This is a genomic window from Pseudomonas sp. NFX98 (assembly GCF_047784845.1).
GTDB lineage: Bacteria > Pseudomonadota > Gammaproteobacteria > Pseudomonadales > Pseudomonadaceae > Aquipseudomonas.
Map to the genome: position 1 here is coordinate 174,747 of NZ_JBLNNF010000001.1, position 22,393 is coordinate 197,139.

Genomic DNA, 22,393 nt, shown 5'->3' on the forward strand with positions numbered 1-22,393 from the left:
CTGTAGGAGCTGCCGCAGGCTGCGATCTTTTGATCCTGCCGTACAGAGTCAAAAGATCGCAGCCTCGTTTCACTCGACAGCTCCTACAGGGATTTGCTTCACCCACAAAAAAACCGCATCGCTGCGGTTTTTTTGTGCCTGTCGAATCGCTTAGACGAACAGCGACAACAACAGAATAAAGCCAAGGCCAACCACGGAAAGGATGGTTTCCATCGCGGTCCAGGTCTTGAAGGTTTCGGCCACGGTCATGTTGAAGTACTGCTTCACCAACCAGAAACCGGCGTCGTTTACGTGGGACAGTATCAACGAACCGGCACCGGTCGCCAGAACCAGCAGCTCACGGTTCACGCCCGGAATCATCCCGACCACCGGCACCACGATGCCTGCGCCAGTGATGGTCGCTACGGTCGCCGAACCGGTGGCGATACGAATCACCGCCGCCACCAGCCACGCCAGCAGGATCGGCGAGATTTGCGCGTTCACCGCCATGTGGCCGATCACGTCACCCACGCCGCTGGTTACCAGCATCTGCTTGAAGCCACCACCGGCACCGATGATCAGGATGATCGCAGCGGTCGGCGCGAGACTCGCATCCAGCCATTTCATCATTTGGCTGGAGCCGATGCCCTGCTTGTAGCCGAAGGTGTACAGCGACAGCAGCAATGCCAGCAGCAACGCCGAAATCGGGTGACCGATGAGGTCCATGAAGGCGCGGAAGATGTTGCCATCCGGCAGCACGACGTCAGCAAAAGTCTTGAGCAGCATCAGGAACACCGGCAGCAGCACGGTCACCAGCGTGATGCCGAAGCTCGGCAGTTCAGCCGAATCGGTTTCGCGCGCCAGTTGATCCACCAGCTCCTGGTTCGGATGACCGGGGATGTGCTTGGCGATGAACGTACCGAAAATCGGACCCGCAATGATGGCTGTTGGCAGCGCCACGATCAGGCCGTACAGAATGGTTTTGCCGATGTCGGCACCGAACACGCCGATAGCCAATAGCGGACCCGGGTGCGGCGGCACCAGGCCGTGTACTGCGGACAGACCGGCCAGCAGCGGGATACCGATCTTGATGATCGACACGCCAGTGCGACGGGCAACGATAAACACCAGCGGAATCAGGAGTACGAAACCGATTTCGAAGAACAGCGGAATGCCCACCAGGAACGCGGCGAACATCATTGCCCATTGCACCTTGTCCTTGCCGAAGGCACGGATAAGGGTCTGGGCGATCTGGTCTGCCCCGCCCGACTCGGCCATCATTTTGCCAAGCATGGTGCCCAGCGCCAGGATGATGCCGACGAAACCGAGCACGCCACCGAAGCCGTCCTGGAACGCCTTGATGATGGTGCCGATCGGCATGCCGGAAGTCAGCCCGAGGAAGGCTGCGGCAATGATCAGGGCAAGGAAAGGGTGCAACTTGAACTTGGTGATCAGAACGATAAGCCCGATCACCGTGACCACTGCATCGAGCAGCAGGAACGTCTCGTGGGACATGCCAAACATTAGGGGTGTCTCCTGGTTGTTGTTGTTATTAAAGCGGGTAATTCGAAAGCCATAAGGACAGCGCTATCTCTGCAAGCAAAATTAACCGGCGCGCTTCAAGCCGTGCTCAAGCCACCAGTGATGAGCCTGAACGGCCAGCTCATCGACGCTGTGGATCGAGGCATCGAGGGCCAGGGTCAACGGCTCGCCGACGGGGGATTCGAGGGTGGCGAACTGGCTGTCGATCAACGTCGACGGCATGAAGTGACCCGGCCGGTGGGAAACGCGGTCGGCGGCGACTTCGGGGGTCAGTTCCAGGAACACGAAGCCCAGGCCCGGCAAGGCACTGCGCAAGCGTTCGCGATAAATGTGTTTGAGCGCCGAGCACGTCAGCACCGGGCGCTTACCCGTAGCGTCGACGCGGCGCAGTTCATCGCACAGGCTGTCGAGCCAGCCGGCACGGTCTTCATCGTTCAGGGGAATACCCGCGCTCATCTTTTCGATATTGGCGGCAGGGTGGAAAGAGTCGCCTTCAATGGCAGTGGCGCCGCTCAATTGGCACAGGGCCTCGCTGACGCACGTCTTGCCGCAACCGGCAACGCCCATGATGACCAGGGCGGTGATGGGATGATTCATGTAACACCTCAGCGCGCAGACAGCGCTACCTTTGCCAGTTATGACACTAGACCAAAAGCAGAAGTTGCCGACGCCTTTCTTGTCATTTTATGGGTTGCAGCATGTTCGTTCCCAACGCCAAAAAGCTAGGATCAGGCGAACCCCCGCTCACGCATTTGCAGCTGCATCGAGACAGCGCTACCTTAGTGCCTTGAATTTTGTTTGGCAAGCCGTCGATGAATCCAACTAAAAACGATAAAAATACCCGCACCACTGGCCGCCCTACCCTGAACGAAGTTGCCCGCCTGGCCGGTGTCAGCCCGATTACCGCCTCGCGCGCGTTACGCGGCGTCAGCACCGTGGCTACCGAACTGGTGGAAAAGGTGCAGAAAGCGGCGCTGGAACTCAACTACGTGGTCAACCCCGCCGCCCGCGCCTTGGCTTCGGCGCAGAGCCATTCGGTAGTGGTGTTGGTGCCGTCGTTGTCCAACCTTTTGTTCATCGACACCCTGGAAGCCATTCATCAGGTTCTTCGCCCCAAGGGCTTCGAAGTGCTGATCGGCAACTTCCACTACTCCCGTGACGAAGAAGAAAACCTGCTGCGCAATTACATGGCCTATCAGCCGCGCGGCTTGCTGCTCACCGGTTTTGACCGCACCGAAAGCTCGCGGCGGATGATCGAAGCCAGCAACATTCCGTGTGTGTACATGATGGAACTGGACAGTGCCGCCGGGCTCAATTGCGTAGGCTTCTCGCAACTGGCTGCCGGCGAAACCGCCGCCGAACATTTGCTGTCCCGTGGCCGCAAGCGCCTGGCCTACATCGGCGCACAACTGGATCAGCGCACCTTGCTTCGCGGCGAAGGTTTCCGCCGCGCTCTACAAAAGGCCAGCCTGTATGACCCGGCACTGGAAGTGCTCACCCCTCGCCCGTCTTCCGTAGGCCTTGGCGGTGAATTGTTTTTGCAGATGATCGCCAGCCATCCCGATGTCGATGCGATCTTCTTCGGCAACGACGACCTGGCCCAGGGCGCGTTGCTTGAAGCGATGCGCCACGGAATCAAAATCCCCGAGCAAGTCGCGATCCTCGGCTTCAACGACCTGCCGGCCTCAGCCCACATGGTGCCGCGCCTGAGCAGCATCAGCACCCCACGCGAAGCCATTGGTCGCCGGGCGGCGGAGCAGATGTTGACGTTGATGGCCGGCAACACCGTGGCCAAACCGGTGCAGGACATGGGGTTTGAGTTGAAGGTGCGCGAGAGTACCTGACTTTCACTCTCCCCCTCGTAGGAGCTGCCGAAGGCTGCGATCTTGTGATCTTCCTTTCAAAATTCAAGATCAAAAGATCGCAGCCTTCGGCAGCTCCTACAATTGTCTATACGCCATTCTCAATGGAGTAGCTCAATGGAACACTCACTGAAAATTCTCGGCAAAGCTTCGTCGATCAACGTCCGCAAAGTCCTGTGGACTTGCGAGGAACTGGGCCTGTCCTTTGAGCGCGAGGATTGGGGCAGTGGTTTTGCTTCGACCCATAGCCCCGAGTTCCTCAGGTTCAATCCCAACGCCCAGGTGCCTGTGATCATTGATGAGAACGGGGTGTTGTGGGAGTCCAATACCATCTGCCGCTACCTTGCCGCGAAACACCAACACCACCACGAACTGCTGCCCGGCGAACCGGCTGCGCGCGCCCGGGTGGAGCAATGGATGGACTGGCAGGCCACCGATCTCAATGCCTCGTGGAGCTACGCGTTCATGGCATTGGTGCGCAAGGATCCGGAGTTCCAGGACGCGCATCGCATCGACGTCGGCGTGCGGAGCTGGAAGCAAAAAATGGCCATCCTCGAACATCAACTTGCGACCACCAAAGCCTATGTCGCCGGGGCCAGATTTACCCTCGCCGACATTGTCATCGGCCTCTCGGTCAATCGCTGGTTGATGACTCCGATCGAGCGCCCGGACCTCCCTGCCGTCGACGAGTATTTCAAACGCCTGGCGCAGCACCCCGGCTTCCTGAAGCATTGCTGCAATGGCCTACCCTGAGCTGTCGAGCCGTACAGCAAACGTTTGCCGTCCAGCGGCAAAGGTTGACCGCAAACCCTGCTCATTTCTCCAATAAAAATCATCAACCAATTGATTTATTTGATATTTTTTCTTTAGGCACACTCTTTGCTGAAGGCATTGCACCACAAAAACCCACAAGGTCATTCCTCATGTTGGTCAGTGCAAAATCAAACCTGGTAACCCCTCTCCCCAAACGCCCTGGTGAGGATCCGACCGCCGAAGCCGCCGCCGGTCTTCAAAGCGTCATGGCCCAGGCCCTGCAAAACAATGTGCAGGCGCAAACCACGCAAGCCACTACGCAGGTCCAGGAATCGGCAACCCAATCGGCTACGCAACAGGTCAGCGAAGCCGCCAAGGTCAGCGACAATGTCGATGAGGCGTTCGCCAAAACCCGAGTGAACCTGCAAGCGGTCTATGCACCGCTACCTGAAGGCGTCAAGGACGCGATCGGGACCAAAGGCTCGGCCACGGACGAGTTCAAGGAATACATGAGTAAAACCCCGGAGCAGCGCATGCGTGATGCGATCCTTCAGGAGATGGGTCTGACTCAGGAAGAAGTCGAGCAGATGCCGCCGGAGCAGCAAAAAGCGATTGGCGAAGAAGTTGCCCAACGCATGCAGGAAAAGGCTGAAATCGCCAAGGCTGAAAAAGAACAGGAAAGTGGCGACCAGAACAAACTGCAGGTCGTCGACAAGTTCCTCGCTGCGCTCTAACAGGCCGATGTGTAGGAGCTGCCGCAGGCTGCGATCTTTTGATTTTGATTTTTTACAAACAAGATCAAAAGATCGCAGCCTGCGGCAGCTCCTACATTTGCTTGTGCTGCGTGTTAATTCAACTGCAACGTCGAGTTGAACTGGCTGATCGCATCCACCACATGCCGTGATCCCTGCTGAATCTCCAGGATCACCTCCCCCGCCTCGTTCGCCAGCTCTACCCCCAGACCGGTGCGACTCAAACTCGACTGCATGCTCGACACCGCACTCAATGACAAATCATGGTTCTTGCGCACCACGTCGACGATCTCCAGCGTCGCCTGGCTGGTACGTGCGGCGAGACTGCGCACTTCGTCGGCCACCACCGCGAATCCACGCCCGTGCTCACCGGCGCGGGCTGCTTCGATCGCGGCGTTGAGCGCCAGCAGGTTGGTCTGATCGGCAATGCCGCGAATGGTCTGCACGATGGTGCCGATGATGTCGGACTGCTTACTTACGGCATCGATGCTCAGCGCCGCTTCGTTCAGGTCTTTGGAAATGTCCTGGATGATCTGCACCGTCTGCTGCACCACCTCCGAACCCTTGCGTGCACAGACGTCGTTTTGCACCGAGGTGCTGTGGGCCGATTCTGCGGCGGTTTGCAGAGTGGTCATCTGCTGGGTGATGTCACTGGCGAATTTCACCACTTTGTACAACCGGCCCTTGGCGTCGAACAACGGGTTGTAGGACGCTTCGAGGAAGATTGTCTGACCTTGCTTGTTCTTGCGCTCGAAACGGTGCGAGTGATATTCGCCGCGATTGAGCGAGGCCCAGAAATTCCGGTAGGCCTGGGACTCGGCTTCAGCGCGATGACAAAACAGGCTGTGATGCTGGCCGACCACCTCGCTGAGCGAATACTGCATGGTCTTCAGGAAGTTTTCGTTGGCGGTGATTACCCGGCCATCCGGGCTGAACTCGATCACGGCCATGGAACGGCCGATGGCAGCGAGCATGCTTTCGTTTTCGTGTTCCTTGTTGACCCTTGCCGTGATGTCGGTAGCGACCTTGATCACGCTGTGCACTTGTCGGTCAGGACCGAACACCGGCATGTAACTGGCCTCGAGCCAGATTTCCTTGCCACTCTTGTTCAAGCGCGAAAAAGTGCCGCTGACCGGTTCGCCACGGCCCAGGTCACGCCACAATTTGGCGTATTGCTCGCTGCGATAAAACGCCTCTTCGCAGAATATCCGGTGATGTTTGCCGCGTACCTCGTCGACGCCGTAACCCATGGCGACGCAAAAATTTTCGTTGGCATCGAGCACGATGCCATCCGGCGTGAATTCAATCATCGCCATCGAACGGCTGACGGCCGCCAACTTGGCATTGGCCTCGGTCAGCGCGCAGCTAAAGCGTTCGATTTCAAGCAGGTCAGCTTTGTGATGAAGGTTAAACATGGTCGTATCACCCTAAGCGCGGTTTTTTGATTCATGAAAGTTTCAGGTCTTTCAAATCCACCACTACGTTCAATAGAACAGGCACACGCGCCCCTCCAAAAAAGGAAGGACCAGTCAGGTGATTGATGATGTTCGATCGGAGGGGGTCCCTATTGCGACACTCTCATCAAGACATCCTTCTCTTGATAGCCCGGAGTCGGGCCAGCCCTAACGTGCTCATAAGCAAACTCCTTTTCAGGACAGCTCCATTCAAGTGTGTCGGTGCCTTGAATTGCGCACTCTGGGACTAACCGTCACATTGCGGTCGACATAGTTAGTTACACCAGAGCATAGACAGGCATATGAGGCTTGCAAGGCCACTAGTCGGCCAGTATCGAGGACAAAATCGGTTCAGCTCAAAGCAGAGACAAGCGATGGGCGATTTCAGGCGAGGGTTTATCATCGGGAACGAAATTGGCGTCAGTCTTTAAATCAATCGCGAGCAGGCTCGCTCCTACAGGGGATCTCAAGCGCCCACAAATTGTTGTGAACGCTCAGGATCTATTGTAGGTGCGAGCCTGCTCGCGATGGCTATTTTCAAGTCACTTTGAAATTACAAACTCGCACTCACCTTCGTGGCCACCTCACCCGGCACCCAGCCCTTCCACACCTGCGGCTGTTCTCGCAAAAACGCTTCGGCCACTTCCCGCGGCTTCTGCCGTTTTTCACTCATCTGCCCCAGCGTCTGGTTCAGCAGATCGATCGGCAGGTCGACTTTTTCGAAGAACGCCACCAGGTCCGGGTACTGCGCCTTGAACGGTGCAGACACGCCAATCGCCAGACTGGCCGGCATCGAGCGGGTGCCCTTGGGGTTCGGGTTGTTGGCGTCGGCCAGGGTTTTCCAGGCTTCGGCGTCGAACGGCGGTTCGTCGAGCTTCACCAGTTTGAAACGGCCCAGCAACGGCGTTGGTGACCAGTAGTAGAACAACACCGGTTTGCCACGACGGATCGACGACGCGACTTCGGCATCCAGTGCCGCGCCAGAACCCGTGCGGAAATTGACGAAGCTTTCGGTGAGGTCATAGGCCTTGAGTTTCTGGCTATTGACGATTTCCGAGGTCCAGCCGGTCGGGCTGTTGAGGAAGCGGCCACGGCTCGGGTCTTCGGGGTCGCGGAACACGTCTTTGTACTTCGCCAGGTCCGCGACGGATTTCAGTTCCGGCGCCAAGGGTTTGATGCCACGCTCCGGGTCACCCTTGATCACGTATTCCGGCACCCACCAGCCTTCGGTTGCGCCCTTGACCGTGTCGCCCAGGCCGAACACTTTGCCTTCCGCGGCGGCTTTGACCCACGCAGGGCTGCGTCCGGCCCACTCTTCGCCGATCACTTGAATATCGTTTTTCGCCAGCGCCGCTTCGAGGCTGACGGTACTGCCCGGCAAAGTGTCCGTCGGGTAGCCGTAACCTTTCTCGACGATCAGGCGCAGGATCTCGGTGATGAGGCTTCCGCTTTCCCAGGTGATGTCGCCGAAGTGAATGGGCGCGGTTTTTTCCGCTGCCGGTGCCTGGTTGGCAATCAGGCTCAGGGCCAGCAGCGAACTGCCGAGCAGGGTTTTGATCGATCTCATGCGGACCTCTTGTTTTGCAGGGGGCGATTCAGGGATTGATTGGCGCTGTGTCGGGCGCACAGCGCCTCGGAGCGGGTCATGTAGACGCTGACCGAGCGCTGGGAAATGCCCAGCTCGGCGGCGATTTGCGGGTAAGTCAGGCCGTCGACCCGCGACAGCAGAAACGTCGCCCGCACCTTGCCCGGCAGACGCGCCAGCGTGCGGTCAAGGGCCTGTAGTGCCTGGGTCAGTTGCGCCAGTTCTTCGGGTGAAGGCGTTGAGGGTTGGTCAACCTGCAGCAACTGATCGAGGTGCTGACGCTCCAGATCGCGACGACGCCAAAGTTGATAAATCAGGCGCCGGGCGATCGTGGTGAGCAAGGCGCGAGGCTCACGGATGGAGACCGTCTGCGGCGCTTCGAGCAACTGCACGAAAGCTTCGGCGGCGATGTCTTCGCAACCGCTTCCCAGGTACTCGCGCAATCGCGCACAGAGCCAAGGGTAATGGGCGCGGAACAATCCGCCCACGTCATTGCGATGGGAAAGGTCGGTGCCGGACATAGAGGCTCCAGGGTTAGGGGTCGCTGAATGTCCGGTCGTCCGGTGACGCGATCCTAGCAAGGCGCTTTATTCATTAATAATATTTAAAATGCATTTTTATATTCCAGAAATGCATTTCAGCGTAACCGCCCATAGCCCAGCGCTTCAGCCTCGCGCTGATAGTCGAGCACCACCTCATAGTCGACTTCACGGGCCGGCAGCACTTCGCGCAGACCGAGGATTTTCGCCACTTCCGGCAACTCGCCCAAGGTCTGGTTCATCACCTGCCGAATCTCTTCCGCCTGTTCAACGCTGACGCTCGCAGCGGTGATGTACGGCAAGGTCGGGCTGAAGGCACTGCGGGTGACAACGCGCAGGCCGCTCACTTCCGCTTCGGCGTGCCGAGCCAGATAAGCGAAGGTGACGCTGTCGATAGCCGCCAGGTCAGCCAGGTCTTCGCGCAACCAGCGCAGGCTTTCACGATGGCTGCCGCTGATGCCGACCTCCGCGAAAAACTGCCCGTCCCGATGCAGCGGCGCCAGGCGGTGACGCAGCAGGTTCATGCCGCTGTTGGAGTCTTCGCCATTGATCACGCCACGGCTGCCGTAAAAGTCCGGCAGAGTTCGCCGCTGATCATCGGCGCGACTCAGCAGCAGGCTGCAATGGTTGCCGCCGCTGCTGTCCGGCAGCTCATATCGAGGGCGTCCCAGCACCCGGACCTGACCGCGCAAAACTGTCATCAGCGGATAGCCGCAGGTTTGCGTCAGCAGCAAGTGCGGGGATAGCCAAAGGTCGGTCAGTGACAGACCTTCGGCGTTGCGGCGCGTGGTGCCCAGACGTTCGAGGATGCGCGCCAGCCAGCGCTCGTTGGCCTGGCGGATGGGCTCGGGGGCGACGTACATCAAGAGTTCGGCGAGGTGTTGTGTCATCGAAATTGTTCCGTGCAACAAAGAACCCTTGTGGGAGCGAGCCTGCTCGCGATAGCGGTGTAACAGCTTGCATTGATGCAGCCTGATCCGGCGCAATCGCGAGCAGGCTCACTCCTACAGGGTTGAGTGTGGATCATGAAAATCACTGAAACGGATGCCGCGGACTGTCGATCGCCTTCACCCCATGCTCACGCCACAACTGGCCATACCCGCGCACCAGAAACCCGCCGCTGCGCGCCAGCCATTGCTCGCGGCGTGCGCGATAAGCGCGGGGCAAGTCGTACCAGGGCAGGCCGGGCAAGTCGTGATGCACCAGATGAAAATTGAGGTTGAGGAACAGCCAGCGCCATGGCCACGCCGCTTCATTGAGCACGGTGCGCTGCTCCGGTGCCGAGTGCGGACGATGTTCATAGTAGGAGCGAATCATCGCAATCGACAGCGCCGGCACACTGATCAGCGACAGGTAATGCCACACCGGCAATGCGCTGTAGCGCGCGATGAACAGCAGCATCAGCAGGGTCAGCGCGCCATGACTGAGCCACATCAACCAGGCCTGCCGTTCGCCGTTTTTCAGGCGTTGCAATTCTTCAGAGGCCAATGCCAGCAAGGCCAACGGCGCACCAATGGCGAAGCGGCCGAGCACGGTTTTGTTCAGCCAGTGCAGGCCCCGTTCGAACAGTGAACTGCCCTGCCATCGCTCAATGCTCAAATAGCGACTTTCCGGATCACGACCGGGAAGGGTCAGGTCTTCGTCGCGGTGATGCAGCAAATGGCTGTCGCGATACAGGGTGTAGGGATACCACACGGCGAACGGCGCATAGCCGAGGATTTTGTTCATTGCCGGCCAGCGGGTCGGGTGGCCGTGCAGCAATTCATGCTGCACCGACAGCCAGAGCACCACCACGGGAATCAGCAGCAAGGTGCTCCACCAGAGGCCCAATCGATGGCTGCCCAGCACGATGGCGAACCAGGCGCTGTACACGCCGATCAACAACAGCCAGGTCGGCCACTCGGTGCGGGCGGTCAGGCGTTGGCGCAGGGTTTCGATTTCTTCTTGATGGGCGCTATCGAAGTAATGGGGCATGGCGTTGCTCGGATCGGGGACCAGTCCCCTTCTGTGCAACGGCGCCGGGATTTCTTGCAGATTATTTTCGGTGTCGCTCCCGCATTGCGCGGGAGCGATCGGTCAGCGCAGGATCAATGGCCGAACACATTCACCTTCTTGGCTTTCTTGTCGGCGCGCTTTTCAATGGCGGTTTTCGCCGGTTTTTTCTTGTCGGCTTTCTTTGAATCCATACCTTTGGACATGATGCGTACTCCACTCACAGGGGATGTGAGATCAGGTATACACCTATCCTTGAGCACACGTTCTTTTATAATCGCCCGCTTTGCGCACCGACAGTCCGAGACCATGCCCGACACACAATTCACCCAACTCGACGAGCCACTTTGGCCATTGATGAACAAGTTTTACCGCGCTCATCAATCGTCGATGAAAGCGGTTCGCGATGCACAATTGTGGGTCGCCCGGCGCAATGAAATCGTCGGCGCGTTGTGTTTGCGTCCGGTCTCCGGCGGGCATTGGCTGACCGGGCTGTTCGTCGATCCGTCGTGTCGCGATCAAGGGATTGCTGCCGCGTTGATCACTGCAGCGGTGAAGGATTGCGAATTGCCGGTATGGCTGTTCTGTCATCCGGACTTGCGTGGTTTTTATGAGCGGCGCGGTTTTACGTTTGATCCGCCGATGCCCTACGCGATGGTCGAGCGTTTGAGTCGTTATGCCCGCAGCAAGCCGATGATCGCCATGGGCTTAGAACCGTTGGTTAGGTCGACTGTCGATAATGTGTGATCGGCCCATGCGGCCTGCGTGCTAGCCTCGCTGTCGACTTCGACTTCGCTCAGGACGCCCCCCATGAAACCTGCTCTTCTGGCTGTGACGCTGACCGCTTTGCTCGCTCCTGTTTTCAGCCATGCCGCTGCACCAACCGTGTCCGCCGAGGAATATGCCAAGGTATTGGCCGGCAGTTGGCGTGCACCGGAAAACGTCGCGCGCGATGGTTATCGTCACCCGCAACAGAGCTTGCAGTTTTTTGGCTTGGGGCCGAAGCAGACGGTCATTGAAATCACCCCCGGCAACGGCTGGTACAGCGAATTGCTGGCGCCGGTGCTCAAGGACAATGGTCATTACATCGCGGCGGTCCAGGCACCGACGGTCAGTGATTACGCACGCAAGAACGAAGAAAAGCTGAAGAGCAAATTCGCTGCTGCGCCCACTCAGTACGCCAAGGCTCAGGTGCTTGAGTTCGATCCGAAAGCCCCGGCATTCGGCCAACCGGGCTCGGCGGACACCGTGCTGACCTTTCGCAACGTGCACAACTGGGTGCTGGCGGACACCGCGCCGCTGATGTTCCAGGCCTTCTTCACAGTGCTCAAACCGGGTGGAGTGCTCGGTGTGGTGGATCACCGGGCCAAGGACGGGGCATCACTGGAGGACATCAAGCACAGCGGCTACCTGACCACCGATTACGTGGTGAAACTGGCGACCGATGCGGGTTTCAAGCTTGAGGCACAGAGCGAAATCAACGCCAATCCGAAAGACACCAAGGACTACCCCGAAGGCGTGTGGACCTTGCCGCCAGCGTTGACACTGGGCGAGAAGGATCGGGCGAAATATGTGGCGATGGGTGAGTCGGACCGGATGACGTTGCGGTTCGTCAAACCCGCGAAATAAAAAGCAGAATCAAAAGATCGCAGCCTTCGGCAGCTCCTACACGTACACCTGTAGGAGTTGCCGAAGGCTGCGATCTTTTAAAAACTCAGTCGTCGGCGTTGGGATCAAGGTCCGGGAACATCACTTCGGTAAAGCCGAACTTGCTGAAATCGCTGATGCGCGACGGGTATAACCGGCCGATCAGGTGATCGCATTCATGCTGCACCACCCGCGCATGGAACCCCGAGGCGACGCGCACGATCGGCTGGCCCTTTGGATCGAAACCTTCATAGCGAATGTGTTGATAACGCTCAACCGCACCGCGCAGACCGGGCACCGACAGGCAGCCTTCGAAACCTTCTTCCAGCGTCGGGCTCAGCGGTGTGATCAACGGGTTGATCAGGATCGTCTGCGGCACCGCTTCGGCGTCCGGGTAACGTTCGCTGTGCTCGAAACCGAAGATCACCAGTTGCAGGTCCACGCCGATCTGCGGCGCGGCCAGGCCGACACCGCCGACGCTTTCCATGGTCTGGAACATGTCGTCGATCAATTGCCACAGCTCCGGGCTGTCGAACATTTCGGCCGGCACTGGCGGGGCGATGCGCAGCAGGCGCTCATCGCCCATTTTCAGGATTTCACGAATCATGGTCAGGTTTCGTCAATGGTTGGTTTGGGTTGTGAATGATCACGGCCCAGTCCCGACACGTGGTGTTTTTCCTCATGGACGGGACCATGCTCGCCGGCAACTTTTTCGCCAGGGTCTTTACCCTCTCGCGACATGTGCTCGATCACCGCATTCATCTCCGCGCCGAGCAGCAACACGGCGGCGGAAATGTAGAAGTACAACAGCAACACGATGATCGCGCCGATACTGCCATACATGGCGTTGTAGTTGGCGAACTCCTTGACGTACAAACCGAAGCCCAGCGACGCGATGATCCACACCACCACCGCCAGCACCGAGCCTGGGGTGATGAAGCGAAACTCTTGTTTGACGTCGGGCATGACGTAGTAGATCAACGCCACGGCGACCATCAGCAAGATCACGATCACCGGCCAGCGCGCGATGGTCCAGAGGGTGACGATGAAATATTCGAGGCCGACTTGTGCGGCGATCCAGCTCATCACCTGCGGCCCGAGCACCATCAGCGCAGCGGCGACCAACAGCATGCCAGCGATGCCGACGGTGTAGATGATCGACAGCGGAAAACGCTTCCACGCCGGGCGGCCTTCGACCACATCGTAAGCGGCGTTCATCGCGCTCATCATCAAGCGCACACCGGCCGAAGCAGTCCACAGCGCAATCACGATACCCACCGAGAGCAAACCGCCCTTGGACTGCTGGAGCTGGTCAATCACCGGGTTTACCTGTTCCAGTGCCTGGGGCGGCAGCACCAGTTCCGATTGCAGGCGTAACCACGAGAAGAAGTCCGGCAGGTGCAGGAAACCGATCAGGGCGATCAGGAACAGGATGAAGGGAAACAGCGAAAACAGCATTTGATAGGCCAGCGCCGAGGCATAGGTCGACATTTCGTCATCGACGAACTCGGTGACCGTGCGCATCATCACACGGTGGATTGGCAGACCTTTCATGTCCGGAAAAATCATTCGCGTCTCCATTCGCCGCTAACAGGATTGGGTTGGAGTCGTGGCGACTCAGGGGCCGTTTTCATTCATCAAAGTAGCCTACCTGGCGACTTTGAAACAATTTCATCGCTCAAGTTCAGGCTGACACAAAAACGGCCATCCGGGGATGGCCGCTTCGTGCTTTTATCAAAGGCCGGATCAAGCCTTGTCGACACCTTTTTTTACGGCATCCTTGGCCTTGCCGACCGCTTGTTGGGCCTCGCCTTTCTTTTCTTGCACCACGCCTTCGGCGCGCATCTTGTCATTACCGGTGGCCTTGCCGACGCCTTGCTTGACGTTGCCGGCGGCTTCGTTGGCCATGCCTTTTACTTTATCGCCAGTGCTGCCCATGGTGATTCTCCTGCGTGCATTTCAATGTGAGGAAAAGTCGTTACACAAGGTTGACCGGGGGCGTTTGCGGGGAGTTTCATTTATTTTCAGCAGGACATTTCATCGTTCGATGCAGGTTGAGCTTTATGTTTGCCCGGCTACCCTTGAGAATGCGCCACGTATTGGCGCCGTGGCGCTGAAGATCCAATCCCCGCAGGAATGTTATGAAACTCGATAAAAAGCAGGCCATTGCCCGCAGAAACCAGGAACTTGGTGGTGCTGTGCTTGGCGTCAACAACTGCCACTTCACCGAACTGAACCGCAACCGCAATATCTGGTGGTTCGATATTCCGGTGGCGCGCCTGGCCGTTGGTCAGTACGAGTGGATTCACCTGCTGATGCACACCCCGGACACCGACGAACTGCTGCACCTGAAAGTGCCGACGGTGTTCCTGCGCGAGAAGCTCGAAGGCCTGGTGATTCGCAACGAAGGCAAGCGTAAAGCGGCCCTGAGCCTGGAACTGAGTGCCGACAAGGACTCGTATCTGCAGGACATGCGTCCGGCGGGCACCAACGTCAACTTCGCGCCGTTTCGTCAATAAAAAGCAAAAGATCGCAGCCTTCGGCAGCTCCTACATGGATTGTGTTTTCCTGTTGGCGCTGCCGAAGGCTGCGATCTTTTGATCTTCAACAAAAAGCCCCGCATCTGCGGGGCTTCTTGTTTTACGCGGTGGCTTTCTTCGCGTTGATCTTCTTCAGTTCTTCATCGCGCAATTCACGACGCAGGATCTTGCCAACGTTGGTGGTCGGCAATGCATCGCGGAACTCCACGGAGCGCGGGACTTTGTAGCCGGTGACGTTGGCGCGCATGTGCTCCATCACCGTTTCCTTGGTCAGGGTCACACCCGGTTTGGCGACGATGAAAATCTTGATCGCCTCGCCCGACTTCTCGTCCGGAACGCCGATGGCCGCGCATTGCAGCACGCCCGGCAGGGTTGCCAGCACGTCTTCGAGCTCATTCGGGTACACGTTGAAACCGGACACCAGGATCATGTCTTTCTTGCGATCGACAATACGCATGTAGCCATCGGGCTGAATCAGCGCAATGTCACCGGTCTTCAACCAGCCTTCGCTGTCGAACATTTCGTCGGTGGCGTCCTGACGCTGCCAGTAGCCCTTCATCACTTGCGGACCTTTCACGCACAGTTCGCCGATTTCGCCCATCGGCTGCTCGACACCGGCATCGTTGATGACTTTGCACAGGGTCGATGGCACCGGAATACCGATAGTGCCGATCTGGATGTTCTGGATCGGGTTGACCGTGGCCACCGGGCTGGTTTCGGTCATGCCGTAACCTTCGCAGATGGCGCAACCGGTAACCGCTTTCCAGCGCTCGGCGGCGGCCAGTTGCAGCGCCATGCCGCCGGACAGGGTGACTTTCAGTGCCGAGAAATCCAGCTTGCGGAAGCCTTCGTTGTTGCACAGCGCCACGAACAAGGTGTTGAGGCCGACGAAGCCGCTGAACTTCCACTTCGACAGTTCCTTGACCATCGCCGGCAGATCGCGCGGGTTGCTGATCAGGATGTTGTGATTGCCGATCAGCATCATCGCCATGCAATGAAAGGTGAAGGCATAGATGTGGTACAGCGGCAGTGGTGTGATCAACACCTCGCAACCTTCATTGAGGTTGGAGCCCATCAGCGCCTTGCACTGCAACATGTTCGCCACCAGGTTGCGATGGGTCAGCATCGCGCCCTTGGCCACGCCGGTGGTGCCGCCGGTGTATTGCAGCACCGCCACATCGCTGCTGGCCGGACTGGCTTCAGCCACTGGCTGGCCATGGCCCTTGCTCAGCACGTCGTTGAACTTGATGGCTTTTGGCAAGTGATACGCCGGCACCATCTTTTTCACATACTTGATGACGCTGTTGATCAGCAGGCGCTTGAGCGGCGGCAGCAGGTCGGCGACTTCGGTGACGATCACGTGCTTGATGCCGGTCTTCGGCACCACGGTTTCTGCCAGATGTGCCATATTGGCCAGGCAAACCAGGGCCTTGGCGCCGGAGTCGTTGAATTGGTGTTCCATTTCCCGCGCGGTGTACAGCGGGTTGGTGTTGACCACGATCAACCCGGCGCGGATGGCACCGAAAACGGCAACCGGGTACTGCAGCACGTTGGGCAATTGCACGGCGATTCGATCGCCCGGCTGCAAATCGGTATGCTGTTGCAGGTACGCGGCAAAGGCACCGGACAATTCGTACAGTTCACCGTAGGTGATTGTCTTGCCCAGGTTGCTGAATGCCGGTTTGTTGGCGAAGCGTTGGCAGGATTGCTTCAACACTGCCTGAATATTCGGGTACTCGTCTGGATTGATGTCGGCAGCAATTCCAGTTGGGTACTTATCCTTCCAAAAGTCTTCGTTCATGGAAGCCCACTCCTCAGCAACGCGAATTCAGCACCGCATTTGATGCGATTATTATTGGTGTTTGGTCATTGGTGAATCTGGCTGACAGAAGGCCGAGAAGTCACAAAGCGCGCCGAGAGTAGCAGCTTTGCCAAGGGTCGCCTAGAGCCAAAAGCGGCCTCTACGGTCACAATTGTGACTCAAGAATGACAAGCGGTCATTTTAGAGCAAAAAACCTATAAATCCCTGTAGCCCGCAGAAACCGGGGCTTAAAGCAAAAGATCGCAGCCTTCGGCAGCTCCTACGGAGAAATGCGATCCCTGTAGGAGCTGCCGAAGGCTGCGATCATTTGGAGTCGCCTCGAACTCTACATCCTGCTACGCGATATCACGCAACTCCCGCCGCAAAATCTTGCCCACCGGCGTCATCGGCAACGACTCACGCAACACGATGTGCTTGGGCACTTTGTACGCCGTGAAGTTTTCCTTGCAGTAAGCCTTCAGCTCTTCAAGGCTGACTCCAGCCTCACGGGCCACCACAAACAACTTCACCGCCTCGCCCGAACGCTCGTCCGGCACACCGATGACCGCGCAGTTGGCGACTTTCGGGTGGGCCATGACCACGTCTTCGATTTCGTTCGGGTACACGTTGAAACCCGAGACGATGATCATGTCTTTCTTGCGATCGACGATGCGCACAAAACCGTCCGGATCGATCACCGCGATATCGCCGGACTTGAACCAGCCTTCAGCATCCAGCACTTCGTTGGTCGCCTCGGGTTTCTGCCAGTAGCCCTTCATGATCTGCGGGCCCTTGATGCACAGCTCGCCCCGCTCGCCCAACGGCTGCTCGACGCCGTCATCATTGATCACTTTCAGCGTGGTGCCCGGCACCGGCAGGCCGACCGTGCCGATGCGCGACTGGTCACCGTACGGGTTGGTGCAGGCCACCGGCGAGGTTTCGGTCAGGCCGTAGCCTTCGGTGATGCGGCAACCGGTCAATTGCTCCCAGCGTTCAGCGGTGGCCTTGACCAGCGCGGTGCCGCCGGAGTTGGTGAGCTTGAGGCTGGAGAAGTCCAGGGTCTTGAAGTCCGGGTGATCCATTAACGCGACGAACAGCGTGTTCAGCCCCAGCAACGCCGAGAAGCGCCAGTTCTTCAGCTCCTTGATGAAACCACCGATGTCGCGCGGATTGGTGATCAGCACGTTGTGGTTACCGGTCACCATCATGCACATGCAATTCGCCGTGAACGCATAGATGTGGTACAGCGGCAGCGGCGCGATCATCACCTCTTTCCCTTCGCGCAGCAGCGGTTGGCCATCGGCCGCAAACTGACTCAGGCAAGCGCGCGCCTGCTGCATGTTCGCAACAAGGTTGCCGTGGGTCAGCATCGCGCCCTTCGCCAGGCCGGTGGTGCCGCCGGTGTATTGCAGCACGGCGATGTCATTGAGCCCGGCGCTCAGCGGCTTGATCCCCAGGCCTCGGCCCATGCGCAGCGCACTTTTGAAGGAAATGGCCTGGGGCAAGGAATACGCCGGGACCATTTTCTTGACCTTGCTCACCAGTGTATTGATCAGCCAGCCCTTGGCGGCGGGCATCAGGTCGCCCATCTTCGCTTCGATCAGGTACTGGATGTCGGTGTCGGGCAGCACTTCCTGGACTTTCTGCCCGAACATGTTCAGGTATACCAGCGCCCGGGCGCCGGAATCCTTGAACTGATGACGCATCTCCCGCGCGGTGTACAGCGGGTTGGTGTTGACCACGATCAGCCCGGCGCGCAAAGCGCCGAACACGGCGATCGGGTATTGCAGGACGTTAGGCATCTGCACCGCGATGCGATCCCCCGGCACCAGGTCGGTGTGGGCTTGCAGGTAACCGGCGAACGCTGCGCTGTAGCGTTCCAGTTCGGCGTAGGTCAGGGTGACGCCCATGTTGCTGAACGCCGGGCGGTCAGCAAATTTCTTGCAGGAACGCTCGAACACCTCGATGACCGACTTGTATTCCGCGACATCGATGTCCAGGGGAACGCCGGCCGGGCGTTTGTCATTCCAGAAATCAGGTTGCATTGTTCTTGTCCTCTTTACCTGAACCTATCCGGGGCCGCTGGTCTGTCATTTCAAAAACAGAGAGCGGAGCTTCACGGACACTAGCAGCTATGGCGAATCAGGCAAATATGGGTAACGGCGTCATTGACCGTGTGAATCTTCCTGCCGTGGCGTGGGCTGATGCCAGCCTCGGAATGAGCTATACAATGCAACCAACTCGCGCCCCCTGCATGGAAAGGAATCGCCATGATCCACGACACGTTCTGGCTGACCACCAGTGACCGCAGCCGTCTCTTCGTCAACCAGTGGTTGCCCGCTGGCACTCTCAAGGCTGTGATCCTGCTGGCTCACGGCATGGCAGAACACAGCGGCCGCTACGCGCGTCTGGCAGAAAAACTGTGCGATCAGGGCTACGGTGTCTATGCGCCGGATCAACGCGGACATGGCAAAACTGCCGAAAACGGGACGCTGGGCCATTTCGCCGACAGTGACGGTTGGGCCAAAGTCGTGGGCGACCTTGCGTGCCTCAACCAGCACATCGGCCAGCAGCATCCCGGCGTGCCGATCGTGTTGCTCGGCCACAGCATGGGCAGCTACATCGCTCAGGCCTATCTGCTGCATCACAGCGCCAGCCTGCACGGTGCCGTTCTCAGCGGTTCGAACTTCCAGCCTGTGGCGCTTTATCGCGCGGCACGCCAGATTGCCCGGCTCGAACGTTTGCGCCAGGGGCCCAAGGGACGCAGCGCGCTGATCGAATGGCTGTCGTTCGGCTCATTCAACAAACAGTTCAAACCGGCCCGTACGCGTTTCGACTGGCTCAGCCGCGACCCGGCGGAGGTCGATCTGTACGCCAACGACCCGCTCTGCGGCTATCGCTGCACCAATCAAATGTGGATCGATTTGCTCGGCGGGTTGCAGCAAATCAGCAAAGCGTCCAATCTCGCTCAGATCGATCCCGGCCTGCCGTTGCTGGTGATTGGCGGCGAATGTGATCCGGTGAGCGAAGGCAAGCGTCTGAAAGATCTGGCCGACGCCTTGCGCGAGGCCGGCAGCCAGAGCCTGCAACTGACCATTTACCCGCAGGCGCGGCATGAACTGTTCAACGAAACCAACCGCGATGAAGTGACCGCCGATGTGCTGGCCTGGATCAACCAGACGCTGAGCAATCCCCGGCCACACCGAACCGAATAGTTTTTTGTGAATTTTTTTATTCGTCACAGGAATTGAGACAGATGACCCAGGTTACCAACACCCCTTACGAAGCCCTCGAAGTCGGCCAGACCGCCAGCTTCAGCAAGACTGTCGAAGAGCGCGACATTCAGTTGTTCGCCGCGATGTCGGGCGACCACAACCCGGTGCACCTGGATGCCGAATACGCCGCCAGCACCATGTTCAAGGAACGCATTGCCCACGGCATGTTCAGCGGTGCGCTGATCAGCGCTGCGGTTGCCTGCGAGTTGCCTGGGCCGGGCACCATCTACATCGGTCAGCAGATGAGTTTTCAGAAGCCGGTGAAGATTGGCGACACCCTGACAGTGCGTCTGGAGATCCTCGAGAAACTGCCGAAGTTCCGCGTGCGCATTGCGACCCGCGTATTCAACCAGCGCGACGAATTGGTGGTGGACGGTGAGGCGGAAATCCTGGCGCCGCGTAAGCAGCAGAGCGTGACGCTGACCACATTGCCGGAAATCAGCATCGGTTGATGCCTCAAAAAGATCGCAGCCTGCGGCAGCTCTACAGGTGTACACAAAACTCTGTAGGAGCTGCCGCAGGCTGCGATCTTTTGATTTTGAAAAAACGTTTACGAGCGTGCGCGAGCCTGATTCCGCAGCGCTTTCACCTGATCATGATTGCGTTGCACGCCGTGATACTGACGCTCAACGATGTCACGAATGCCCACCAGGTTGTGCTTGTTGATTTTCTCCATGGCGTCTCGGTAAGCCTTCATTGCGTGATCTTCACCACGCTCGGCTTCGTTAAGCACCGCCTCTTCATCCTTGCCGGTAAACATCGACTTCACGTCGACCCAGCGACGGTGCAAATCGCCGCTGACACTGGTGGAAGTCTCGGGATCACCGCCCATTGAACGGACAGCGGCTTGCAGTTCGGCAGCGGCCGTCGCGCAGTCAGCAGAACGTTGCACGAACAGAGTTTTGAGTTCAGGGTGTTTGATGTCTTCAGCGCAAGTCTTGAACCCTTCCTGACCGTCTTTGCTGGTTTCAATCAGGTCGTTGAGTACAGAGATCGCTTCTTTATTCATGTCGGTCATTTTTCAATTCCTTGCGGTTGATGAAAGATGACTTACTCATTGCAGAGCGCATGCCAGCTCGGTAACGATTAATTTTCTTTTACTTTTCAATAACTTAACTTTATCAAAAAAATCTGTATCCGTTTTTTTTGCATGATCTGTCAATTGGCCTGCATGCAGAATGCCTGTATTTTCCGGACTGACCGAATCAAGACGACTGCGCGATGAACCCTGAAAAGCTCGAACTGCTGATAACCCGCGAAATGCCCTTCGGCAAATACAAGGGCCGCATCATCGCGGACTTGCCCGGCCCCTACCTGAACTGGTTCGCCCGGGAAGGTTTCCCCCATGGCGAATTGGGCGGCTTGCTGGCCCTGATGCAGGAAATCGATCACAACGGTTTGTCGGAACTGCTTGAACCGCTACGCGCCAAACATGGCAAACCCGCACCTCGCCACTGATTCATTAATCCCGCCCCAGATTGAGTAGCCCATGCCCGACAATACCCGCCGCGCCCGAGATGAAGCCTTCTGGCTGACCTTTGCCGATCGCTACGATCTGCAACCGGGCCCGATCAATCTGGAAAACGGTTACTTCGGTCGCATGTCGCGCACGGTGGTCGAGGAATATCAGCGCAACATCGAGCTGATCAACCGCGGTAATTCGGTTCATGTGCGCCAGCGTTTCGAACAGGGCGAGAGCGTGAAGATCCAGGCGCAGGTGGCCAAGCTGATCGGTATGCCCGGCGAGAGCATCGCCCTCACCCGCAATGCCTCGGACGGTTTGCAATCGCTGATCCGCAATTACAATCGGCTGCAACCGGGCGACCAGGTGCTGATCTGCGATCTGGAATACGACACCGTGAAGGGCGCCATGCGCTGGTTGGCACGTCATCGTGGTGTCGAAGTGATCGAGATCGATCATACGCATCCCGCCAGTTTCGACAGTTTGCTGAGCACTTACCGCGAGACCTTCGCGCGTTATCCGCGACTCAAGCTGATGACACTAACCCACGTCACCCACCGCACCGGTCTGGTGATGCCGGTGCAAGCGATTGCCGCCGCTGCCAGGGAACACGGCATCGACGTGATCCTCGACGGCGCCCACGCGCTCGGCCAGTTCGAATTCGACCTTGATGAACTGGGCATCTCTTTCGCCGCTTACAACCTGCACAAGTGGATCGGTGCGCCGTTGACCCTGGGTTTTCTCTATATCGCCCCCGAGCGTTTGGCCGACATCGACCCGGACATGGGCGAAATGCATTTCCCGATCACCGACATTCGCGCCCGCACGCCGTACAGCACACCGAACATCCCGGCGTTGCTGACCCTGCCACTGGTGCTCGAAGAGCATTGGGCCATGGGCGGATCGCCCGCCAAAGGCACGCGTCTCAACTACCTGCGTAACCTGTGGGTCGGAGCAGTGCGCGAAGTGCCGGGCATCGAAGTCCTGACCCCGGACGATCCACGGTTGTATTGCGGCATCACGGCGATGCGTTTTACCGCGCATGCCGATCAACAAGTGATGGTCGAGCGACTGCTCAACGAATACAACCTGTTCACCGTGGTACGCAGCGGCGCGGCGTGTGGTCCGTGCATCCGGATTACACCGGGGCTGACTACCACCGCTGACGACATGAAGCGCCTGACCACGGCGCTGATCGAACTGCGCTGAC

General features: G+C 58.2%; 23 protein-coding genes and 1 pseudogene. 10 read left to right on the forward strand and 14 right to left on the reverse strand.

Annotated elements, in window-relative coordinates; translation table 11 throughout:
* Positions 1 to 150 precede the first annotated feature (150 nt).
* Both ACM110_RS00755 and ACM110_RS00760 read right to left on the reverse strand, forming a co-directional pair.
* Positions 151 to 1,503, reverse strand: coding sequence for a GntP family permease (locus tag ACM110_RS00755; RefSeq protein ID WP_007974485.1), 1,353 nt, complete (start codon positions 1,501 to 1,503; stop codon positions 151 to 153).
* Positions 1,504 to 1,584: 81 nt separating this feature from the next.
* On the reverse strand, positions 1,585 to 2,118 hold the full coding sequence (locus tag ACM110_RS00760; protein WP_416126174.1) for a gluconokinase: 534 nt from the start codon (positions 2,116 to 2,118) through the stop codon (positions 1,585 to 1,587).
* Positions 2,119 to 2,333: 215 nt separating this feature from the next.
* Between ACM110_RS00760 and ACM110_RS00765 the strand changes: the two genes are divergently transcribed.
* The 3 genes from ACM110_RS00765 to ACM110_RS00775 all read left to right on the forward strand — a co-directional run bounded on the left by ACM110_RS00765 (position 2,334) and on the right by ACM110_RS00775 (position 4,870).
* On the forward strand, positions 2,334 to 3,365 hold the full coding sequence (locus tag ACM110_RS00765; RefSeq protein ID WP_338582561.1) for a LacI family DNA-binding transcriptional regulator: 1,032 nt from the start codon (positions 2,334 to 2,336) through the stop codon (positions 3,363 to 3,365).
* Positions 3,366 to 3,500: 135 nt separating this feature from the next.
* Complete coding sequence (locus ACM110_RS00770; RefSeq protein ID WP_416126175.1) at positions 3,501 to 4,136, forward strand: glutathione S-transferase family protein; 636 nt, start codon at positions 3,501 to 3,503, stop codon at positions 4,134 to 4,136.
* A 170-nt stretch (positions 4,137 to 4,306) separates the two neighbouring features.
* Positions 4,307 to 4,870: a hypothetical protein gene (locus ACM110_RS00775; protein ID WP_416126402.1), complete on the forward strand. Its 564-nt coding sequence runs from the start codon at positions 4,307 to 4,309 to the stop codon at positions 4,868 to 4,870.
* 113 nt (positions 4,871 to 4,983) lie between these two features.
* Here the strand turns inward: ACM110_RS00775 and ACM110_RS00780 are convergent, their stop codons facing one another.
* The 6 genes and pseudogenes from ACM110_RS00780 to ACM110_RS00805 form a co-directional block, all read right to left on the reverse strand.
* On the reverse strand, positions 4,984 to 5,523 hold the full coding sequence (locus tag ACM110_RS00780; RefSeq protein ID WP_416126403.1) for a methyl-accepting chemotaxis protein: 540 nt from the start codon (positions 5,521 to 5,523) through the stop codon (positions 4,984 to 4,986).
* Positions 5,524 to 5,529: 6 nt separating this feature from the next.
* Positions 5,530 to 6,303 (reverse strand): annotated as a pseudogene (locus ACM110_RS00785) (PAS domain-containing protein); the annotation flags it as partial.
* Positions 6,304 to 6,895: 592 nt separating this feature from the next.
* Positions 6,896 to 7,909, reverse strand: a complete 1,014-nt coding sequence (locus tag ACM110_RS00790) for an ABC transporter substrate-binding protein (RefSeq protein WP_416126176.1) — start codon at positions 7,907 to 7,909, stop codon at positions 6,896 to 6,898.
* On the reverse strand, positions 7,906 to 8,448 hold the full coding sequence (locus tag ACM110_RS00795) for a sigma-70 family RNA polymerase sigma factor (protein ID WP_416126177.1): 543 nt from the start codon (positions 8,446 to 8,448) through the stop codon (positions 7,906 to 7,908). Before ACM110_RS00795 ends, ACM110_RS00790 begins: the two co-directional genes overlap by 4 nt.
* A 116-nt stretch (positions 8,449 to 8,564) precedes the next feature.
* Positions 8,565 to 9,356: a phosphate/phosphite/phosphonate ABC transporter substrate-binding protein gene (locus ACM110_RS00800; RefSeq protein ID WP_416126178.1), complete on the reverse strand. Its 792-nt coding sequence runs from the start codon at positions 9,354 to 9,356 to the stop codon at positions 8,565 to 8,567.
* 142 nt (positions 9,357 to 9,498) lie between these two features.
* Positions 9,499 to 10,440 carry a fatty acid desaturase gene (locus ACM110_RS00805; protein ID WP_416126179.1) on the reverse strand — a complete coding sequence of 314 codons (942 nt, stop codon included), beginning with the start codon at positions 10,438 to 10,440 and terminating at the stop codon, positions 9,499 to 9,501.
* Positions 10,441 to 10,767: 327 nt separating this feature from the next.
* On the opposite strand from ACM110_RS00805, the gene ACM110_RS00810 reads away from it, so the two are divergent.
* Positions 10,768 to 11,205, forward strand: a complete 438-nt coding sequence (locus tag ACM110_RS00810; RefSeq protein WP_416126180.1) for a GNAT family N-acetyltransferase — start codon at positions 10,768 to 10,770, stop codon at positions 11,203 to 11,205.
* Between the two features lie 63 nt (positions 11,206 to 11,268).
* Positions 11,269 to 12,087: a class I SAM-dependent methyltransferase gene (locus tag ACM110_RS00815; RefSeq protein WP_416126181.1), complete on the forward strand. Its 819-nt coding sequence runs from the start codon at positions 11,269 to 11,271 to the stop codon at positions 12,085 to 12,087.
* Positions 12,088 to 12,172: 85 nt separating this feature from the next.
* Here ACM110_RS00815 and def read toward each other — a convergent pair whose 3' ends face one another.
* From def to ACM110_RS00830, 3 genes are all read right to left on the reverse strand, one after another.
* On the reverse strand, positions 12,173 to 12,712 hold the full coding sequence (gene def / locus ACM110_RS00820; protein ID WP_416126182.1) for a peptide deformylase: 540 nt from the start codon (positions 12,710 to 12,712) through the stop codon (positions 12,173 to 12,175).
* Positions 12,713 to 12,714: 2 nt separating this feature from the next.
* Positions 12,715 to 13,674: a YihY/virulence factor BrkB family protein gene (locus tag ACM110_RS00825; RefSeq protein ID WP_416126183.1), complete on the reverse strand. Its 960-nt coding sequence runs from the start codon at positions 13,672 to 13,674 to the stop codon at positions 12,715 to 12,717.
* Between the two features lie 177 nt (positions 13,675 to 13,851).
* Positions 13,852 to 14,043: a CsbD family protein gene (locus tag ACM110_RS00830; protein WP_046816634.1), complete on the reverse strand. Its 192-nt coding sequence runs from the start codon at positions 14,041 to 14,043 to the stop codon at positions 13,852 to 13,854.
* 203 nt (positions 14,044 to 14,246) lie between these two features.
* Between ACM110_RS00830 and ACM110_RS00835 the strand changes: the two genes are divergently transcribed.
* Positions 14,247 to 14,624, forward strand: coding sequence for a hypothetical protein (locus ACM110_RS00835; protein WP_416126184.1), 378 nt, complete (start codon positions 14,247 to 14,249; stop codon positions 14,622 to 14,624).
* 121 nt (positions 14,625 to 14,745) lie between these two features.
* Here ACM110_RS00835 and fadD1 read toward each other — a convergent pair whose 3' ends face one another.
* Together fadD1 and fadD2 are read right to left on the reverse strand one after the other, a co-directional pair.
* Positions 14,746 to 16,446, reverse strand: coding sequence for a long-chain-fatty-acid--CoA ligase FadD1 (fadD1, locus tag ACM110_RS00840; protein ID WP_416126185.1), 1,701 nt, complete (start codon positions 16,444 to 16,446; stop codon positions 14,746 to 14,748).
* 356 nt (positions 16,447 to 16,802) lie between these two features.
* Complete coding sequence (gene fadD2 / locus ACM110_RS00845; protein ID WP_416126186.1) at positions 16,803 to 18,491, reverse strand: long-chain-fatty-acid--CoA ligase FadD2; 1,689 nt, start codon at positions 18,489 to 18,491, stop codon at positions 16,803 to 16,805.
* A gap of 225 nt (positions 18,492 to 18,716) precedes the next feature.
* Between fadD2 and ACM110_RS00850 the strand changes: the two genes are divergently transcribed.
* Complete coding sequence (locus tag ACM110_RS00850; protein ID WP_416126187.1) at positions 18,717 to 19,661, forward strand: lysophospholipase; 945 nt, start codon at positions 18,717 to 18,719, stop codon at positions 19,659 to 19,661.
* A gap of 41 nt (positions 19,662 to 19,702) precedes the next feature.
* Entirely contained in the window at positions 19,703 to 20,173 is a 471-nt protein-coding gene (locus ACM110_RS00855) for a MaoC family dehydratase (RefSeq protein ID WP_416126188.1), read from the forward strand.
* A 98-nt stretch (positions 20,174 to 20,271) separates the two neighbouring features.
* Here ACM110_RS00855 and ACM110_RS00860 read toward each other — a convergent pair whose 3' ends face one another.
* Positions 20,272 to 20,739 (reverse strand): ferritin-like domain-containing protein, encoded by a 468-nt coding sequence (locus tag ACM110_RS00860; protein ID WP_416126189.1) that lies wholly within the window; start codon positions 20,737 to 20,739, stop codon positions 20,272 to 20,274.
* A gap of 203 nt (positions 20,740 to 20,942) precedes the next feature.
* Here ACM110_RS00860 and ACM110_RS00865 point away from each other — a divergent pair, with 203 nt between their 5' ends.
* Together ACM110_RS00865 and ACM110_RS00870 are read left to right on the forward strand one after the other, a co-directional pair.
* Positions 20,943 to 21,179 (forward strand): DUF3820 family protein, encoded by a 237-nt coding sequence (locus ACM110_RS00865; protein WP_003213031.1) that lies wholly within the window; start codon positions 20,943 to 20,945, stop codon positions 21,177 to 21,179.
* A gap of 31 nt (positions 21,180 to 21,210) precedes the next feature.
* Positions 21,211 to 22,392, forward strand: coding sequence for an aminotransferase class V-fold PLP-dependent enzyme (locus tag ACM110_RS00870; protein ID WP_416126190.1), 1,182 nt, complete (start codon positions 21,211 to 21,213; stop codon positions 22,390 to 22,392).
* Position 22,393: the final 1 nt, after the last annotated feature.

What these genes read in the sequence shown, in the direction of transcription:
- ACM110_RS00835 (WP_416126184.1), top strand. Translation starts at nt 14,247, where the DNA reads ATGAAACTCGATAAAAAGCAGGCCATTGCCCGCAGAAACCAGGAACTT.
- ACM110_RS00780 (WP_416126403.1), bottom strand. Translation starts at nt 5,523, where the DNA reads ATGACCACTCTGCAAACCGCCGCAGAATCGGCCCACAGCACCTCGGTG.
- ACM110_RS00755 (WP_007974485.1), bottom strand. Translation starts at nt 1,503, where the DNA reads ATGTTTGGCATGTCCCACGAGACGTTCCTGCTGCTCGATGCAGTGGTC.
- ACM110_RS00790 (WP_416126176.1), bottom strand. Translation starts at nt 7,909, where the DNA reads ATGAGATCGATCAAAACCCTGCTCGGCAGTTCGCTGCTGGCCCTGAGC.
- ACM110_RS00760 (WP_416126174.1), bottom strand. Translation starts at nt 2,118, where the DNA reads ATGAATCATCCCATCACCGCCCTGGTCATCATGGGCGTTGCCGGTTGC.
- ACM110_RS00765 (WP_338582561.1), top strand. Translation starts at nt 2,334, where the DNA reads ATGAATCCAACTAAAAACGATAAAAATACCCGCACCACTGGCCGCCCT.
- ACM110_RS00805 (WP_416126179.1), bottom strand. Translation starts at nt 10,440, where the DNA reads ATGCCCCATTACTTCGATAGCGCCCATCAAGAAGAAATCGAAACCCTG.
- ACM110_RS00855 (WP_416126188.1), top strand. Translation starts at nt 19,703, where the DNA reads ATGACCCAGGTTACCAACACCCCTTACGAAGCCCTCGAAGTCGGCCAG.
- ACM110_RS00860 (WP_416126189.1), bottom strand. Translation starts at nt 20,739, where the DNA reads ATGACCGACATGAATAAAGAAGCGATCTCTGTACTCAACGACCTGATT.
- ACM110_RS00795 (WP_416126177.1), bottom strand. Translation starts at nt 8,448, where the DNA reads ATGTCCGGCACCGACCTTTCCCATCGCAATGACGTGGGCGGATTGTTC.
- ACM110_RS00870 (WP_416126190.1), top strand. Translation starts at nt 21,211, where the DNA reads ATGCCCGACAATACCCGCCGCGCCCGAGATGAAGCCTTCTGGCTGACC.
- fadD1 (WP_416126185.1), bottom strand. Translation starts at nt 16,446, where the DNA reads ATGAACGAAGACTTTTGGAAGGATAAGTACCCAACTGGAATTGCTGCC.
- ACM110_RS00770 (WP_416126175.1), top strand. Translation starts at nt 3,501, where the DNA reads ATGGAACACTCACTGAAAATTCTCGGCAAAGCTTCGTCGATCAACGTC.
- ACM110_RS00825 (WP_416126183.1), bottom strand. Translation starts at nt 13,674, where the DNA reads ATGATTTTTCCGGACATGAAAGGTCTGCCAATCCACCGTGTGATGATG.
- ACM110_RS00800 (WP_416126178.1), bottom strand. Translation starts at nt 9,356, where the DNA reads ATGACACAACACCTCGCCGAACTCTTGATGTACGTCGCCCCCGAGCCC.
- ACM110_RS00810 (WP_416126180.1), top strand. Translation starts at nt 10,768, where the DNA reads ATGCCCGACACACAATTCACCCAACTCGACGAGCCACTTTGGCCATTG.
- ACM110_RS00815 (WP_416126181.1), top strand. Translation starts at nt 11,269, where the DNA reads ATGAAACCTGCTCTTCTGGCTGTGACGCTGACCGCTTTGCTCGCTCCT.
- ACM110_RS00850 (WP_416126187.1), top strand. Translation starts at nt 18,717, where the DNA reads ATGATCCACGACACGTTCTGGCTGACCACCAGTGACCGCAGCCGTCTC.
- def (WP_416126182.1), bottom strand. Translation starts at nt 12,712, where the DNA reads ATGATTCGTGAAATCCTGAAAATGGGCGATGAGCGCCTGCTGCGCATC.
- ACM110_RS00775 (WP_416126402.1), top strand. Translation starts at nt 4,307, where the DNA reads ATGTTGGTCAGTGCAAAATCAAACCTGGTAACCCCTCTCCCCAAACGC.
- ACM110_RS00830 (WP_046816634.1), bottom strand. Translation starts at nt 14,043, where the DNA reads ATGGGCAGCACTGGCGATAAAGTAAAAGGCATGGCCAACGAAGCCGCC.
- ACM110_RS00865 (WP_003213031.1), top strand. Translation starts at nt 20,943, where the DNA reads ATGAACCCTGAAAAGCTCGAACTGCTGATAACCCGCGAAATGCCCTTC.
- fadD2 (WP_416126186.1), bottom strand. Translation starts at nt 18,491, where the DNA reads ATGCAACCTGATTTCTGGAATGACAAACGCCCGGCCGGCGTTCCCCTG.